Genomic DNA, 16,188 nt, shown 5'->3' with positions numbered 1-16,188 from the left:
GCGCGCCGCCGGCCGGTTTTATCGGCTTCTCGAAATCGTCAGCCAGCCGTTGTGTCGCATCCATTCCTCGCAACGCACGGGCCAGCCGGAGGGCGGGCCCATGTCGGGTTTCATTCCGAAACCGTGCCGGGCATTTTGATAAAGGTGCATTTCGGCGGGCACGCCGGCTTTGCGCAGCGCGAGGTAAAAGCGCACGCTGTTTTCAACGGGCACGGTTTTGTCGTCCGTGCCGCTGACGAGAAACACCGGAGGAGTGTCCTTCGTGATTTGTTCGTCGGTCGAATACAAATCCACCAGTTTGGACGACGGGGTTTTGCCGATGAGATTTTCGCGCGAGCCCTTGTGCGCGATCCTGCGCATTGAGATCACCGGATAAACAAGCACGGAAAAATCGGGGCGCGCGCTCACTTCGTCAATTGGCGCGCCGGTCTTGCCGTCGGGATGGGCGTAGAGCGTGGTCGCGGTTGACGCGAGGTGCCCGCCGGCGGAAAAACCGAGCACGCCGACGCGGTCCGGGGTCACGCCAAACTCGGCCGCTTTTGAGCGCACGGTGCGCAATGCGCGGAGCACGTCGCGGAGCGGGGCGGGTTGCCCGTATTCCTTGAGCCGGTATTTGAGAACGAAGGCGGAGACGCCGATGGAGTTGAGCCATTGCGCGACATTGCGGCCCTCGTTTTCCATCGAGAGGCGCGAGTAGCCGCCGCCGGGACACACGACAATGGCGGTGCCGGTGGCGTTGTTTTTCGGCGCGGGATAAAACAGCATCGTCGGCGTGTGGATGGCGCTGGAGCTTGTCGGCGTGTCCTTGTCGGGCGCGGCGTCGGCGCGAAGTCCGGGAACACCCTCGGGCCAGAGCGGAATAATCGCCGGCTCGGCGGCGGCGAGAGTAATCGGGAGAAGGAGGGCTGCGAGGGTGCGGAGGCGGATTTTCATTGGATTGAGGTTTTAAAATGCGAGGGCGCGTCGATCACAGCGCGCCGTGTCCGTGGCGGTGGATGCCGTTGGTCGCGGCTTCCTTGAGCGCCTTGAGGTCCAGCTTGCCGGAGCCGAGCACGGGGATGTGGTCCGTCTTGAGGATGATGCGCGGCACCCAGAGGTTGGGAAGTCCGGCGTCGGTGAGTTTTTGGCGCAGGTCGGCGAGCTCGATGTCGCGCGTGGTGAGCAGCACGAGAATCTCGCCCTTCGCCTCGTCGGGCACGCCGGTGACGGCGACGACGTAACCCTCCTCCTCGCCAAAGCCAAATGCCTTGACGATCGTCTCCTCGATCGTGCCGTGCGGCACCATCTCGCCGGCGAGTTTTGAGAAGCGCGAAAGGCGGCCCTCGATAAAGAGAAACCCGTCCTCGTCGAAGCGAGCGAGATCGCCCGTGAAGAACCAGCCGTCGCGAAGCGCCTCGGACGTCTTGGCGGCGTCCTTCAAGTAGCCGGTGAAAACATTGTCGCCCTTGAACAGGAGCAGGCCTGTTGATGTGAGCGGCAGGTCCTCGTGCGTGTCCGGGTCGAGGATGCGCGCGCTCATGCCCGGCAGGAGGCGACCGACCGAGCCGAGCCGCTTGCCGTATTGCGGCACGGAAAAACGCGAAATCGACGGCGGGTGCTGCTGGTTCACATTGGTCACGGGGCTCGTTTCTGTCAGGCCGAAGCCCTCCATGATGTCGATGTGGAACTGGTTCATGAACGAGTCGTAGAGATCCATCGGCATTTTTTCCGCGCCCGAGACGACGAGCTCGAGCGACTTGAGTTCGCCGTGCGTGGCGCGTTTCAGGATGGGCCGCAGGAACGAGGGCACGCCGATGATCACCGTGGCTTTTTCATCGCGAATCGAGTCCACCACGCGGCGCGTGTCGAGCGGACTCGGCACCGTGATCGTGGTGCAGCCGCGCAGGATCATATACCAGACCGTGATCGAATAACCGAAGCTGTGAAACAACGGCAGGCACGCGAGCATGCGCGCGCTGGCGGGCAGCACCGCGATGGACGAAATCTGCCAGCACTGCGCGAGAATGTTGCGATGCGTGTAAACGACCCCCTTGGGCTCGCCCGAGGTGCCGCTGGTGAAGAGCAACGAGCACTCGTCGTTGTCGCCGCGGCGCGGCAGGCCGAGCAGGCGCGGCACGAGCTGGTTGGGCACGATGTAGGCGACGACGATCCAGAACAGGATGCGCACTTTGCTGATGGCCATGATCTCGGCCTTCAGGTCCTTCGTGCCCGCGGGCCAGGGAAAATTCGGCACCCGCTCCTGCATGGCCGGCGCCGAGATGACCGTCGATATTTCGCCGAGTTTCATGCAGGCCTCCGAGGTTGTCTTGCCCGCGGTGAAGTTCAGGTTCACGGGAATCTTGTTGGCAAAGCTCACGGCGAGATTCGCGATATACGCACCCGCGCCCGGTGGCAGCACAATGCCCACGCGCTTTTCGGGAACTGTTTTTTTGAGACGGCGCGAAAGCGCGGCGGACACGGCAAAAAGTTTCGCCGCCGACAGTTCGGCGCGTTCGCCGGTGCGGTCGATCACTTGGATAAAACTCGGATGCTTCACAAGCGCGCGCGCCGCCTCCGCGCCGAGATGCCTGCGCAGCACGGGCCGCGCCGAAAACGCCTCCGCCCCCAAGTCGAGCAGCTCGCGGCGCATCTTCTCCGCCGTCGCCTCGCTCGGAAGCATCGGGCGCCCGAAGCACACGCACACATGCGTGGGCATGATGCGCGGCGACTTGAAAATCCAGCGGTCACCCGAAAACGAAAAGACCGAGCCCCACAAGCCGTCGTGCGCCACGGGCACGACCGGCACGCCCGCGCGTTTCGCAATCGCCTCGAACCCGTTTTTGATGCGCATCAACTCGCCGATGCGCGAGATGTGCCCCTCGCCGAAAATGCACAGCACCTCGCCGTCCTGCAACGAACGCAAGACGCGCCTCGTGCTGCCCACCGGGTCGCGCGGCGAAAACCCGATCATGCCCGACCAGCGGAAAAGTTTTTCGAAAAACACATTCGCCTTCAGCCCCTCGTAGCCGAGAAACCGCAGCGGCCTCGGGCACGCCAGTTGCAGCACGACCGCGTCCACAAATGAAAGATGGTTCGCAATCAAGATCACCCCGCCGCGCTCGGGCACGTTTTCTGGGCGCCTCGTCTTCACGCGATACATGAGCCGCACAATCGGAAGCAGCAGCCATTCGAGCGGCAAAGGCAGATACGAACGTTTTCGAAAAAGTTTGGTTGCCATGAAAAAAGGTGTCGGAAGTAAGAATACAGGAGTCGAAAGTGAGGGCGCCGGGCGCGGAACGGTTTATTGGGAAGCCGTTGTTGCTAACTGACTTTTCCAACTGCGCAAGTCTTTCGCCAACGATTCAAAGCCGGGGAAATCGTGCTCCAAGCGCCGCGTGTCGCGCCGGTGGCGCTGCACTTCCCTCATCGCGCAATCAATCTCGTGCGCCAGGCTCGGACGATCCGTGCCATACACGCGCCATTTCAATTCCTTGCGCGTGTAAGGCATCGAGCCCGAGGCCTGCCCGTCGGTCCATGCGCGTTCCGACACGGTCTCGTCGCGTCCGCACAAATACCAACCCTCCACCGCCGGCACCGCCACGCCCACGCAACGCAGCAGGTGCTTGCGACCGCGCGCGGGCGGCAGTTTTTTTGTCGTCTGCCTGAACACTCCGCGCAACTGGCACATCCGGCAACGCGGATGATAATAACCCTCGCGGTCGTGCTCCGCCGTGTGCACCACCGAGTCGTCCGCGTCCACGACCACGACGAGGCCCGTCGCGTCCGTGTTGAAATGCAAATGCCTGATCACCGCCGGCAGCACTTGCGCAACCGACGGCCAGCCGCGCGCGCGCAACGAGGGCGAGACCAGCTTTACGTTCTCGCCGAGCACCGACTCGACCAGCACGCGTATGACCATTTCGTCAGCGGGTGACTCACTAATGATTCCAAGCTTCATCCGCGGGTGTCGTCAGGGTTGCTCTCGTTGACGTCTTCGGAAGGCATCCCCTCCTGCGGCACACCGCCGAGGATTCCCGAAAACCACATGTCACCAAGTCCCCCCTCGGCCATCAAATCCCGCAAATCCTTGCGATCCGACAAACGCATGAACCGCGCCGTCAGTCCGCGTTTCTCAGTCAGCACCACCTCCTCGGGATGCTCGCCAAACAAATCCAGCAAATACGGCGAATGTGTCGTGGCAATCACCTGCACCGGCGGGCGATCCAGCCCATACGCCTCCGGATAGGACAGCCGATACAAAACATCGCGCACCTCGCGCAACAATCGCGGATGAAACCCTCGGTCAATTTCCTCGATGCACACGATCGACGGCGGATTCGGGTCATACGCCAGCGCCAAAAACGCCAGCAAATATAAAGTGCCTTGGGAAAGATGTCCCGCGCCGATCAGTTCGCCGGTTCCCGTCAGGCGCAACAACAGCTCCGTGCCGCCATCCTTGGTAAACGTCCACTGCAGATCATCATACTCGGGCAAAATTCGGCATAGTTCCGCGCGCATTTCCTCAAATGCCTTTGGCTCACGCATTTGCAGTGAAGCGAGCACCGTCGCCAGGTTCTCCCCGTCGCTCTTCAAATCCGCGCCTTCGCGCGACATGCTTTTCTCCGCTAATGCCCGATGATCAAGCACATAACAGCGGACTCGCATCAACTCCGACCTCAACTTGGGCCAATCGTTCTGCCCCGAACCGGACGGCAGCGACACCACGTCCAGAAAATCACATTCCGTCTCCGAGGTGCATTTCATCACCGCCTCCAGCCCGTCAAACGGCGGCGTGAAATACCAATAAAGCTCCGGCCCGTCCGCGATGCCCTCGCGCGCCTCCTCCGATTTCACGCCGCAAAGCGGCAGTTTGGCGAGTGAGCTTAATCGTTGCACAGCATCGATAAGGCTCGTTTTTCCCGACCCGTTCGGGCCGATCAGCAGATTAAACGGCATCAGCGAAAGCTCCGCGTGTTTGAGCGCCCTGAAATTGCGAATGGTAACTGAGGCAATCACGACCAGAGGCTCGTGGAAAAATCCGCCCAAGGCAACCCCTAAGCGCGCAAACGCAAATGCCTGTAAACAGCCTCTTTTTCGCAAGCATTTCACAATCATTTATCCTAATACCTCACGCATTTCATTGCATCGCTCCGATAAAACTATTGATTGCTCCACCCTGCTAAAATCAAACTAAGGACAATCACATGGCATACGAATTACCAGAACTCGGTTACACATACGACGTCCTCGCGCCGCACATCGACGCGCGCACCATGGAAATTCACCACAGCAAGCACCACCAAGCCTACGTGACCAACCTTAACAACGCACTCGCCGGCGCAAACATCACCGGCCCCGAATGCGTCAACGAACTCATCTCTGATCTCAACAAACTTCCCGAGTCGATCCGCGCCGCGGTGCGCAACAACGGCGGAGGCCACGCCAACCACAGCCTCTTCTGGAAAGTGATCGCTCCCGGCGGTCAAACCGGCGCGCCGGTCGGCAAACTCGCCGACGCCATCAACTCCACTTTCGGCGGCTTCGACAAGTTCAAGGAGGAATTCGCCAAGGCCGCCGCGGGCCGCTTCGGTTCCGGCTGGGCATGGCTCCTTGTCACGCCCGAGGGCAAACTCGCCATCGGCTCCACCGCCAACCAGGACAGCCCCCGCATGGGCAAAGCCGTCGCCGGCATCGAAGGTTATCCCGTCATCGGCCTCGATGTGTGGGAGCACGCCTACTATCTCAACTACCAGAACCGCCGTCCGGACTACATCGCCGCGTTCTGGAACTTCGTCAACTGGACCTTCGCCGAGGAACGCTACACGAAAGGTTCAGCCAAATAATTTCGCGCCGCTACCAGCGGAGCAAAAAACAACGCCAGGGTTAACGCCATACGATCAACAAAAAGCCGCGATGGAAACATCGCGGCTTTTTTGCGTCTTTTCGAAAACGTCAAACTTAAGCGCCGCACTCATCATCCTGCCAACCCCGTTAATCCTGTCCCAAAACCATCACCGTTTCCCCCTCCGAAAGCGCCCTTTCAGCGACTTGTCGATCTCCTCCAGCTCGGGCTTCGGGATTCGCGTGAAGGCAATCCGCATCGGCGCGTCGGCAGTCGCGCCGTGCGCGCCTCCGAAATAAACCGTGTTCTTGCCGAGCACGCGATTGATCTCGTCCATCGCGCCGAGCAAACGCCCGCGCGCCCGCTCGTTCGCCGCCTCAAACAAATCGGGCGTGTGCGCCTCCGCCTTCAACAACCGAAACAGCATCACGCCGATGCGCACCGGCGCTTTTTTCGCGACACCCGGCTTCGCCATGCGGCGCGCCCACAATTGCGAAAGCGCGCGCGTCAGCGCGATCGTGTCCTGCGTCTCGTTGAAGTGCAGCGCGTCGCTCCATGTCGTGTCGTCGCCGTGCGCCGCGTAAACCTGCAGGCCGCCCGCGAACAAACCCGAGTCGCGCAGCCGCATCGCCGCCTTTTGCAGCAGGCGGTGCAGCACGGCGAGCGCCGCGGTGTTGTTGCGCAACTCCGGCGGCAGCACATGCCCGTGCCCGACCGACTTGTCGCCCTCCTGCTCGAAAAACGGCAGGTCCTCGCAATGCAGCAGCCGCCACAACCGGTCGCCGACAACGCCGCGCCAGATCGCGCGCATCTCGTCGCGCGACAGCGCGTAAAGCTTTTCCATTGTATCCACGCCACGGATGCGCAACCGCTCGTCCATGCCGCGACCGATCCCCGAAATATCCGAAGGTCGCAGGTGCAGCAATTTTGCAGGGATGTCGCCTTCGTCGTCGTTCAGCACCACGAGGCCGTCCGGCTTTTGCATGTCCGACGCCACCTTTGCCAGCAGCCAGTTTGGCGCGACACCGATGCTGCTGCGAAGGCACTCCCCCGCCCTTCTCGCAATCTCCGCCTTTATTTTTTTCGCCACCGCAACCGCCTTCGCCGGCTCCGACCACGTGCCGCGCAGTTCGCACGTCACCTCGTCGATCGACTGCACCTTGCCCACGTGGATGCACGATTCGATAATGTCCACGAGCCTCCGGTGATAATCGATATACACCTCCGGTCGCGACTCGACGATGCGAAGCCCCGGGCACATGCGCCGCGCCTCGGCCACGCGCGTGTTGCGCTTCAGTCCCGCTTGTTTCGCCTCGATGCTCACGGCGATGCACCCGGTCGTCTCGGCCATCACCGGCACGATCCCCACAGGCCGCCCGCGCAACTCCGGCCGCTCCTGTTGTTCGACGGAAGCGAAGAAGGAATTAAAATCAACGACCATGGCGCGAAGAGGCACGACCGAAAATGAGAAACGCGAATCAAGCGGATGCGCAATTCAAAGTGACGCCAGAAAAACAAACCGGGCGGACAAAAAACGCGCATGTGAACGGGCCTCTGACCGCGCGGACGATCCCCGCCGTAAAAACCCGCCCTGCCCGCTTGCACACATCCGCCACATCCGTTTGATTGCATCCTTTTCGCGCACATCATCGCATGACCATGTTCAAACGCCCTCTTCTACTTCTACCGCTCCTGCTGGCATTGATGCCGCCCGATGTGAGATGCGCCGGCGAACCCGCCCCGCCGACAAACCCGCTCGAAGCCTACAAAACAAAAATCACCAACGACGCCACCATCACCTACCCCGCCGACGAACAAGCCTTCGCGGACGAAATCCTGCTGAGCTACCAATTTCCCCTGCGCATTCTTGACGACGCCAGTTTCGAGGCCCAGCTCGCCCGGTGGAAAAAGAACGACCTCGCGCTGATCGCAAAAAAACTCGCGCTCGAAAAACCCACCGAGGCCATGAGCGCCTCATTCGACCAATTCCGCGACATCTGCCGCCCCGCCGTTGTCGAGGAAATCGGCGTGGTTCGCATCTACCATTTTTCCGACATCAAGGCCGCGCAGGCATCCGGCTCCCTGCCCGACGGCCTCGGCTACAATCCGGAAAACGAGGCGCTCAGCATCGCCAACCACATCACAGCGCCGCGCGCCGGACGCGCCCGCGCGCGCGTCGTTCCCATCGTCCTCATGAAAAAGGCCCCCGGCATGACCGATGAAAAAATGCGCCTCTTCAACGCCACCATTCGCGACATGCGCTGGCGTCTCGACGAGGCCGTCTACAACGCCTATTGCGGCAAACTCTACGAAATCGCGCGCCCTTCAATCATCGCCACCATCGACAAGGCCAGCTTCCCGCTCTGGATCGTCGATGGCATGGTCAACATCATCCCGATCTCGGTCCTGCGCTCGCACAATCCCAATCTCAGTTACGAGCAGCTTCTCCAGGCGCACACCGCGCGACCGTCCGATTTCGAAACCCACGCCGCGGGCATCAACCTCGACACATGGATCGGCACGCGCACCGCGGCGACGCCAAAAGCCGTGGCCGACTCCTACTCCTACCTGGCGATGCTCGTCATCCTCGACGCGATCGAGGAAAACGGGGAGGACTGGATTCCCCCGCTGTTTGAGCGCATGCGCGCGCAAAACAGCCCCGCGTTCAACATGGGCGCCATCTACAAAATCTACACCGAGATCACCGGCGGCAAAGACCTCCGGGAAAACATCGCCATCGTAAAGGAGCGCCTCGCAAAAAAGCGGGGCGCCAATCCCGGCTGAGCCATTTTTCACAACTGGGGCGGGTGCGTTTCTTATTCGAAATGCTCCACGCGCAACAACACGGGCTTCGCCTTCACATCCGAAAGGCGCGCGATCTGCTTGAGCGCCTTTTGCAGCGAGGCCTCCTTGCAAGCGTGCGTCATGATGATGAGCGGCACGCTTGGCCGCGCGACCGCGCTCTCGGGCTGCACGACCGACGCGATGCTGATCTTGTTGTCGCGGAAAATCGCGGCCACGCGCGCAAGCACGCCGGGTTTGTCCTGCACGCCGAGGCGGATGTAGAATTGCGAAACGCTTTCGCTCGCCGGCATCACGCTGGCGCGCCTGCCGTAATCGACAAACGCGGGCACGCGGCGCGGCGTCCCGTTGACGAGGTCCGTGGCGGCGTCGGCGATGTCGCCGAGCACGGCGCTGGCCGTGGCGTCCTTGCCCGCGCCGCGTCCGTAATAAAGCGTGTCGCCCACGATGTCGCCGCGCACAAACACGGCGTTGAACACGTCGTTCACATTGGCGAGCACGTGCTGCTGGGGAATGAGCGCGGGATAAACCGAGATTTGCACCTTCTCAGACTTGCCGGCGCCGGCCGCCTTCACGATGCCGAGCTGCTTGATCGTGTAGCCGAGTTTTTCGGCAAACTGGATGTCGGTCTGCGAGATCGAGCGGATGCCCTCGACGAGAATCTTTTTCTCATCAACCCAAAACCCGTGCGCGAGCGAGGCTAGGATGTGCGTCTTGTGCATCGCGTCGTAACCGTCAACATCGAGCGAGGGCTCGGCCTCGGCATAACCGAGTTTTTGCGCGTCGCCGAGGATTTCGGCAAACTCGGCGCGCTCGTTTTTCATGCGCGTGAGGATGTAGTTGCAGGTGCCGTTCACGATGCCGTAGATCTGCGTGAACCGGTTCCCGACGAGCGCCTCGCGGATCGTCTTGATGATCGGAATGCCGCCCGCGACGCTGGCCTCGTAATAAAGGTTGGTGTTGTTTTTGGCGGCGGCGGCGAAGAGCTCCGGGCCGCACTTGGAAATGAGCGCCTTGTTGGCGGTGATGACCGGCTTGCCGAGCTTGAGCGCGGCGAGCACGACGGTTTTTGCCAGGCCGGTGCCGCCCATCAGCTCGATGACCACCTGAATCTTGGGGTCGTTCACGACAGTCGTCCAATCGGTCGTCATGGTTGCGACGGGAATTTTATACGGGCGCGGTTCGTCGAACGCCCTGACCGCGACTTTCGCGACCTTGAGTTTGACGCCGAGGCGCGCCGTCATGAGGGCGCTGTTTTTTTCAAGGGCGCGGAAAACTCCGCTCCCCACAGTGCCGCCGCCAATCATGCCGATGTTGATCTGTTCCATAAGTAAAAACGGAAAGACTGAGGCGAAAGTCCCCCGGGCAACAATCTTTTTTCTCAACCGCGGGGACGTCCGGACATCAACGCGAAATGCTCACAAAATATCCGGGGCGCAGTTCAAACACGCGCCAGCCCGCGCCCGTGGCGGAGGGATCGAGCTGGTAGCCCGTGTGAACCACCAGTGCGAATTCCTTCAACTCCTCCGACGATGGCGCGCCGGCCTCCGAGAAAAACCCCGTCCGCTCCCGGGCCGCGCGAAAATACCAGGGCAGCGGCCAGTAGTCGTTGCCAATCACCGCAGTCATCGCATCCGCGGGCAGCGCCCTTGCGACGCGGTCGAGCTCAGCGTCCGCATCCGGCAGCGTGGGCACGTAAACGAAAGGGAACGCCGCGCTCGTCGGCGCCTTGAAACTCGACACAAGCGCGGGCGCCAGCAGCCCCGCGGCCACGACAAGCGCGCACGCCGCGGCGCGCCACCAGCGCGGGCGCCGCCCCAGCGCCCAAATCCAGCCGTGCGCAGCCAGCGGCACAAACGACGCCAGCGGCGCCAGCATGAGCCACGGCGTCTTGTATTTGATTATTGAATACACAAAAACCTGCGCCGCGCCCGACACCGCCAGGAACAGCGGCAGCGCCGGCACATGGTGCCCCACATAGCGGTTTTTCCTCCGCCGCCACGCCATGACGCCGCCGGCGATCGCGAACAGGCCGACAACGCCCTCCCCGACCGGCCAGCCTCCGGGCCGGTAAAACCCGAGGCATTCCACCGCGTAATACCACCAGCCCTTTTCATGCCCGCCGCCCGTGCGATAGGAAAACAGCGTGCGCCACGCGTCGGCAAACCCGCCGGGATGTTTTCCGAAGTTGGAATACAACAAAAACGAAATCCCCATCGCCGCCGCCGCGACCAGGGCAATCCTGGCCGCCCCCGCGCCCCGCACGGCATGCCATGTTTTTTTCGGCCACAACGCAAAGGCGGCCGCCGCCCAGCTGAACGCGATAATGCACCAGGTTTCCTTCGTCGCGTGCATGCAGCCGAACGCCAGCGCGGTCGCAACCAGCCAGCGCGCGCGCCGCGTCTCCAGCCAGCGCGCCACGGCAAACGGCACTGCAAGAGCGCACAGGGCCAGCAGCGTCTCGTGAATCGCCATGCGGCTGAAATACAACAGCATCGGCGCGATGCCCGCGAGCAGCATCGCCCGCCAGCGAGCGCGCGAATCCCCGCCGGCGCACGCGCCCGCAAGCGCCGCGAGCAACAGCCCCGCGAGCGCGGGCTGCAGGCGAAACTGCCACGCCTGAAGTGTATCCAATTTACGGATACCAAGCGCGCGCATCAGCGGCAGGTTTATAAAGTGCGGCAGCGGCCCGTGGTAGTGCGACGGGTCGTAGCGGTATTTTCCCTCCTCAAGCAAATCGGCGAAAATATACGCCTGCACCGCCTCGTCCGCGTGCATCGGCCGCGAGCCCAGGTCCGCGAAACGCAACACCGCCGCGAGCGCCAGCAACAGCACCGGCGGCAGCACAACAAGCCAAGCGCGCGGGTTGTTTTTCATGCGGGCCAGCTGAGCGCGTGGGTTCGTTTGATTTGCGTCCACACACCCGAGCGGCGGCAGATGTGGAGCCGTCCGTTTGTGTCCTCGGTGATCGCGGCGTGGCCCTTGCCGAGCTCGCGCAGCGCGCGCGCGATTTCCTCCGGCATCATCGTCATGCACGCCGTCGAGAGGGCGTCCGCGGCCGCGGCGTTCGGCGCGAGCACCCACGTGCGCAAATGTGTGTAGCTTTGCCCGCCCCGCCGCGGATCAATGATGTGGCGCCCCAGCTCCGACGTGCCCGAGCTGCTCAGCGAGCATTCGTGCAGCGTCACGGGGGTCGATTGTTTGTCGCCCGCGATGTTGACCACCCAGCCGCCGGGTTTCGGCTTGGCCGTGATGATGTTTTCGTAGGGGGACGCGTGCTTCGCGCCCGCGGTGACCGCGTGTTTTCTGGACGAGCAGGTGCCCGTCGCAAGCACGGAGCTGTTGCCCGCGCTCAGCAGCGCGTGCTTGATTCCCCACTCGCGCAACAAGTCCCGCGCGCGGTCGACCGCAAAGCCCTTCCCGATGGCGCCGAGGTCGATTGAAATTCCCTTGTGCTCCACGCGCAGCGCCAGCGAATCCTCGGCCATTGAAACAAGCGCGTTCGCGCTCCGCTTGAGCGCGGCGCGCAGTTGCGCCATGGGCGCCTTTTTCGATTTGTGCTGTTTCGCGATGTCCGCCGCGTCGCCGACGGACACGTTGAACGCGCCCTCCGTCGCCAGCGATATCTGCACCGCTTGTTGCAGGCACGCGTGGCACTCCTCGCTGATCATGATCGTCTCGCCGTCCTCGGCGTGATTGATCCGCCACACATCGCTGCCCTCCTCGAAGCGGCTCAGGAGTTTTTCAAGCCGGTCAACCTCGGCAAAGGCGGCCTGCGCGGCCTGGCGCGCGTAGTCCGCGTCCGCATGACGTATGCGGAAGTCGAACAACGTGTTCATTGCCTCATGATTGAATGCGTGCGTGCCCATGCCTGTTTGTGCAATGTGCAAAAAGATATGCCGGTGGCCGCAACTTCAACCAAAACTTCCCCTAAAATTTAGGAATGGCAGGCGTCGCATAATTATTCCGCATTTTTGGGCTTTTATAATTATTTCCTTTTATTTCAACTTACCCTTTTAGTTTCAAGCAAACCCATGACTCAACAATCTGACTCCGCCTCCGGTTCAACCAAAACTGCGCGTGCCTGTGCCTGCCCGGCCTGGCTGCCCTCCGGCGCCTCGCTCGGCTTCATCGTCCTGCGCCTCTGGATCGCCATCCGTGCCATCGTCACGGCCGTCGAGAAATTCACCGGCACCAAAATGCTGCAAAAACCCTTGCTCGATGAATTCGGAGAGCCCGACATCAACGGCGCGATGGTCGAGGTCAAAACCAAGGTTTACGGGCTTGAGTATTACCACGGCATGGCTCCCGGAATGGAAGAGTCATTCCGCGCCGAGCCACTCATGCCCGGCTGGATGCTCACCGCCTACGGCTACGCGCTCGGACCGCTTCTCCTCATCACCGGCATCGCGCTCTTTCTCGGCATCGCCCCCCGCATCACTCTTTTCGTCCAGGGCCTCATCTATATGTCGCTCACCGTCGGCATGATCATGCTTGGCGGCCAAAACGAAATTCTCGGCTCCGCCATGCTTGGTGTGCATGTCATCATGATCGCGCTCGCGCTCAAGTGGGTTGACCACAACCGCTGGTCGGTCTGCGGCTGCTGCGCAAAATACTAATTTGAACCGATTCCGTTTTTTGTTTTCCAAATAGACATGAGCAACACAAGCAACACTCCCATTTTCACCCGCCGCAAATTCCTCGCCGCCAGCTCGCTCGCGACCGCGGGCCTCGTGCTCTCGCGCACGGCCCCCTTCGCCATCGCGCAGCCCGGCCAGTCGCCCAACTCCCAGATCAACGTCGCCCTCGTCGGCCTCGGTTCGCAAGGACGCATCCTTCTGGAGTCGATGCTCAACATCCCCGGCCTCAAGTTTCGCGCGGTGTGCGACATCTGGAAATACGCCCTCCAATACGGACGCAACAAACTCAAGAAAGCCGGGCACGACGTTAATGTTTACACCGACATCGAGGACATGCTCGCCAAGGAAAAGGATCTCGACGTCGCCATCATCGCCACGCCCGATTTCTGGCACGCACCGCACACCGTCGCCTGCCACAAGGCCGGCCTCCACGTGTATTGCGAAAAGATGATGTCCAACACCATCGAGGGCGCGCGCAGCATGGTGAAAGCCTCCGAGGCCGCCGGCAAGCTCCTCCAAATCGGCCACCAGCGCCGCAGCAACCCGCGCTACCTCCACGTTTACAACAACCTCATCAAAAGCGCGAAACTCCAGGGCAAGTTTGTCGCCGCCAACGGCCAGTGGAACCGCGCCGTCACCGACGACCTCGGCTTCCCGAAAGCCTACACCATCGACGCCGCCACGCTTAAAAAATACGGCTATCGCGACATGCACCAGTTCCGCAACTGGCGCTGGTTCCGCGACCTCTCCGGCGGCCCCATCTCCGACCTCGGCTCGCACCAGATCGACATCTTCGCCTGGTTCCTCGGCGCGAATCCCTCCACCGTCTTCGCCTCCGGCGGCATCGACTACTACAAGAACCACGAGTGGTCCGACAACGTCATGGTCGTTTACGAATACCCGCTCGCGCACGGCACCGTCCGCGCCTTCTACCAAGTGCAGACGGCCACCAGCTCCGGCGGCGGTTATTTCGAAAACTTCATGGGCGACGAGGGCAGCATCTGCATCTCGGAAAATCCGAAGCTCACCGCGGCCTACCGCGAGGATCGCGCCCCCGAATGGGATCAATGGGTGAAGAAAAACTACCTTCGCAAAACCGCGGCCCCGCCCGAACCCGAGACGAAATCCGTCATCGACGTGCGCGAAACAAAGGCCCTCGCCGCCTACGAGATTCCCGTTGTGCTGAACAAGCCGATTCACCAGCCGCACCTCGAAAACTTCTTTGCCGCCGTCCAAGGCAAGGGCAAGCTCACCTGCGATGGACGCCACGCCTTCGAAAGCGAAGTGCCCATCTACCGCGTCAACGACTCGGTCGCCGCCAAAAAAGTCATCCAGTTCAAACCAGAAGATTACATCGCCTGATTATCGCCATGAAAATTAAAAACATCCTCCTTTCCACACTCGCCCTCGCCGCCTGCGTCACGCTCGGCGCCCAGGACAAAATGGTGCCGTTCAAAACCACGCTGCCCAAGCCCAAGCTCGCCGGCACTCCCGTGGCCATCCGCGTGCCCCATCTCGAAACCGCCGCCGACATCGACGCGCGCAAACCGGTGCGGGTGCCCGAGGGTTCCAAGAACCTCGCGGCCGAAAAACCCGTCACCTCCAGCGACTCGATGCCCATCATCGGAATGCTCGAGCAAATCACCGACGGCGACAAGGACTCCGACGAGGGCTGCTTCGTCGAGCTCGGCGACGGCAAGCAATGGGTGCAGATCGACCTCGAAAAAGCGCACAAAATCTACGCCATCGCGCTCTGGCACTTCCATTCGCAGGAACGCGCCTACCACGACGTCATCGTGCAAATCTCCAACGACGCCGACTTCCTCACCGGAGTGTCGACCGTCTTCAACAACGACCACGACAACTCCAGCGGACTCGGCAAGGGCGCGGACAAGGCCTACACCGACACCAGCCGGGGCCGCGTGCTCCCCGTTGACGGCGTGAGCGGCCGCTACGTGCGCCTCTACAGCAAGGGCAACACCGCCAACTCCGCCAACCACTACATCGAAGTGGAAGTCTGGGGAAAATAATGGTCCCCCCGGAATCATTGTTTTCAGTTTAACATTTGGGGCTTGGATGCGTGAAGCTGTCCAAGCCCCTTGTTTATTTCAAGGCCGGGAAAATGTCGCACGATGAGTCCCCCGCCCCTTCCCGCCGCAATCCCAAACCCTAAGCCAAAAAAACCAACGCGCGGCGTGCACCTCTCAATAGTCATCCCCGCTTACAACGAAACGCGCCGGCTGGCCTCCGCGATGCAAAACCTGGCGGCAATGCTTGGCACGCTTCCCTTTTCGCATGAAGTCCTCCTGGTCGTTGAAAAATCAAGGGACGATTCCCTCGCGCTTGCCCGAAAAATCGCCGCCGGGCATCCCAACTGGAAGGCAATCGACAACCACGTTCACCGCGGCAAAGGCTACGCGGTGCGTTCCGGCATGTTGCGCGCAACCGGGGATTTCATCTGTTTCATGGACGCCGATCTAAGCAGCGATCCCGCCGCCATAAACGACGCGCTCAAAGTCCTCGAAACCACGTCCGCGGCCGTTGTTGCCGGCAACCGCAGGCATCCCGAAAGCGTGGTCACCCACAACCAGGGCAAATCGCGCCCCCTGCTCAGCAAGGTTTTTAACCTCACCGCGCGCATGCTCTTCCCCGGAGGCATAAAAGTCCGCGACACCCAATGCGGTTTCAAAATGTTTCGCGCCGACGCCGCGCGCGAAATATTCAACCGCGCCCGCATCGACGGCTTTGCCTTCGACATCGAAATTTTCCTGCTCGCGCACCGCCTCGGCCATGAGGTTCGCACGATCCCCGTCCACTGGACCGATTCCCCTCATTCAACCGTGCGCGCCTTTCGCCACGGCCTCCAAATGTATCGCGACCTCCTGCGCCTGCGGTTCCGTTAAGCCCGCCGCAAAAGCCCGGGCG

At 61.6% G+C, this 16,188-nt stretch carries 14 protein-coding genes; 6 read left to right on the top strand and 8 right to left on the bottom strand.

Annotated elements, in window-relative coordinates; all coding sequences use genetic code 11:
• Positions 1–18: 18 nt before the first annotated feature.
• The 4 genes from M2447_RS02695 to M2447_RS02680 all read right to left on the bottom strand — a co-directional run bounded on the left by M2447_RS02695 (position 19) and on the right by M2447_RS02680 (position 4,995).
• Positions 19–933, bottom strand: coding sequence for an alpha/beta hydrolase (locus M2447_RS02695; RefSeq protein ID WP_277557295.1), 915 nt, complete (start codon positions 931–933; stop codon positions 19–21).
• Between the two features lie 34 nt (positions 934–967).
• On the bottom strand, positions 968–3,217 hold the full coding sequence (locus M2447_RS02690) for an AMP-binding protein (protein WP_277557294.1): 2,250 nt from the start codon (positions 3,215–3,217) through the stop codon (positions 968–970).
• A gap of 63 nt (positions 3,218–3,280) precedes the next feature.
• Positions 3,281–3,937: a hypothetical protein gene (locus tag M2447_RS02685; protein WP_108825735.1), complete on the bottom strand. Its 657-nt coding sequence runs from the start codon at positions 3,935–3,937 to the stop codon at positions 3,281–3,283.
• The gene (locus M2447_RS02680; protein ID WP_277508951.1) at positions 3,934–4,995 is read right to left on the bottom strand and encodes an ATP-binding protein; all 1,062 of its coding nucleotides are present in this window, start codon (positions 4,993–4,995) and stop codon (positions 3,934–3,936) included. The genes M2447_RS02685 and M2447_RS02680 overlap by 4 nt, the downstream gene beginning before the upstream one ends.
• A 188-nt stretch (positions 4,996–5,183) precedes the next feature.
• Between M2447_RS02680 and M2447_RS02675 the strand changes: the two genes are divergently transcribed.
• Positions 5,184–5,822, top strand: coding sequence for a superoxide dismutase (locus M2447_RS02675; RefSeq protein ID WP_277557293.1), 639 nt, complete (start codon positions 5,184–5,186; stop codon positions 5,820–5,822).
• A gap of 168 nt (positions 5,823–5,990) precedes the next feature.
• On the opposite strand, the gene M2447_RS02670 is transcribed toward M2447_RS02675, so the two are convergent.
• Positions 5,991–7,277 (bottom strand): hypothetical protein, encoded by a 1,287-nt coding sequence (locus M2447_RS02670; protein WP_277557292.1) that lies wholly within the window; start codon positions 7,275–7,277, stop codon positions 5,991–5,993.
• Between the two features lie 197 nt (positions 7,278–7,474).
• Between M2447_RS02670 and M2447_RS02665 the strand changes: the two genes are divergently transcribed.
• Positions 7,475–8,605 (top strand): hypothetical protein, encoded by a 1,131-nt coding sequence (locus M2447_RS02665; RefSeq protein ID WP_277557291.1) that lies wholly within the window; start codon positions 7,475–7,477, stop codon positions 8,603–8,605.
• Positions 8,606–8,637: 32 nt separating this feature from the next.
• Here the strand turns inward: M2447_RS02665 and M2447_RS02660 are convergent, their stop codons facing one another.
• The 3 genes from M2447_RS02660 to M2447_RS02650 form a co-directional block, all read right to left on the bottom strand.
• Positions 8,638–9,951, bottom strand: a complete 1,314-nt coding sequence (locus M2447_RS02660) for a homoserine dehydrogenase (protein WP_277557290.1) — start codon at positions 9,949–9,951, stop codon at positions 8,638–8,640.
• 76 nt (positions 9,952–10,027) lie between these two features.
• Positions 10,028–11,500 (bottom strand): flippase activity-associated protein Agl23, encoded by a 1,473-nt coding sequence (locus M2447_RS02655; protein ID WP_277557289.1) that lies wholly within the window; start codon positions 11,498–11,500, stop codon positions 10,028–10,030.
• Positions 11,497–12,462: an FAD:protein FMN transferase gene (locus tag M2447_RS02650; RefSeq protein ID WP_277557288.1), complete on the bottom strand. Its 966-nt coding sequence runs from the start codon at positions 12,460–12,462 to the stop codon at positions 11,497–11,499. Before M2447_RS02650 ends, M2447_RS02655 begins: the two co-directional genes overlap by 4 nt.
• Before the next feature lie 195 nt (positions 12,463–12,657).
• Between M2447_RS02650 and M2447_RS02645 the strand changes: the two genes are divergently transcribed.
• The 4 genes from M2447_RS02645 to M2447_RS02630 all read left to right on the top strand — a co-directional run bounded on the left by M2447_RS02645 (position 12,658) and on the right by M2447_RS02630 (position 16,166).
• Complete coding sequence (locus M2447_RS02645) at positions 12,658–13,242, top strand: hypothetical protein (protein WP_277508943.1); 585 nt, start codon at positions 12,658–12,660, stop codon at positions 13,240–13,242.
• Positions 13,243–13,278: 36 nt separating this feature from the next.
• On the top strand, positions 13,279–14,625 hold the full coding sequence (locus M2447_RS02640) for a Gfo/Idh/MocA family oxidoreductase (protein ID WP_277557287.1): 1,347 nt from the start codon (positions 13,279–13,281) through the stop codon (positions 14,623–14,625).
• A gap of 8 nt (positions 14,626–14,633) precedes the next feature.
• Positions 14,634–15,293, top strand: a complete 660-nt coding sequence (locus M2447_RS02635) for a discoidin domain-containing protein (RefSeq protein ID WP_277557286.1) — start codon at positions 14,634–14,636, stop codon at positions 15,291–15,293.
• Positions 15,294–15,458: 165 nt separating this feature from the next.
• Entirely contained in the window at positions 15,459–16,166 is a 708-nt protein-coding gene (locus M2447_RS02630; protein WP_277508939.1) for a dolichyl-phosphate beta-glucosyltransferase, read from the top strand.
• The last annotated feature ends 22 nt before the right edge of the window (positions 16,167–16,188 follow it).

The organism is Ereboglobus sp. PH5-10 (assembly GCF_029504735.1).
Lineage (GTDB): Bacteria > Verrucomicrobiota > Verrucomicrobiia > Opitutales > Opitutaceae > Ereboglobus.
The sequence above is the reverse complement of the archived record's forward strand: the minus strand, read 5'-3'. Positions and strand labels throughout refer to the sequence as shown.

Bases quoted from the DNA above. Each gene is read 5' to 3' on its own strand.
- M2447_RS02640 (WP_277557287.1), top strand. From the start codon at position 13,279: ATGAGCAACACAAGCAACACTCCCATTTTCACCCGCCGCAAATTCCTC.
- M2447_RS02685 (WP_108825735.1), bottom strand. From the start codon at position 3,937: ATGAAGCTTGGAATCATTAGTGAGTCACCCGCTGACGAAATGGTCATA.
- M2447_RS02665 (WP_277557291.1), top strand. From the start codon at position 7,475: ATGACCATGTTCAAACGCCCTCTTCTACTTCTACCGCTCCTGCTGGCA.
- M2447_RS02695 (WP_277557295.1), bottom strand. From the start codon at position 933: ATGAAAATCCGCCTCCGCACCCTCGCAGCCCTCCTTCTCCCGATTACT.
- M2447_RS02650 (WP_277557288.1), bottom strand. From the start codon at position 12,462: ATGAACACGTTGTTCGACTTCCGCATACGTCATGCGGACGCGGACTAC.
- M2447_RS02660 (WP_277557290.1), bottom strand. From the start codon at position 9,951: ATGGAACAGATCAACATCGGCATGATTGGCGGCGGCACTGTGGGGAGC.
- M2447_RS02675 (WP_277557293.1), top strand. From the start codon at position 5,184: ATGGCATACGAATTACCAGAACTCGGTTACACATACGACGTCCTCGCG.
- M2447_RS02655 (WP_277557289.1), bottom strand. From the start codon at position 11,500: ATGAAAAACAACCCGCGCGCTTGGCTTGTTGTGCTGCCGCCGGTGCTG.
- M2447_RS02635 (WP_277557286.1), top strand. From the start codon at position 14,634: ATGAAAATTAAAAACATCCTCCTTTCCACACTCGCCCTCGCCGCCTGC.
- M2447_RS02645 (WP_277508943.1), top strand. From the start codon at position 12,658: ATGACTCAACAATCTGACTCCGCCTCCGGTTCAACCAAAACTGCGCGT.
- M2447_RS02690 (WP_277557294.1), bottom strand. From the start codon at position 3,217: ATGGCAACCAAACTTTTTCGAAAACGTTCGTATCTGCCTTTGCCGCTC.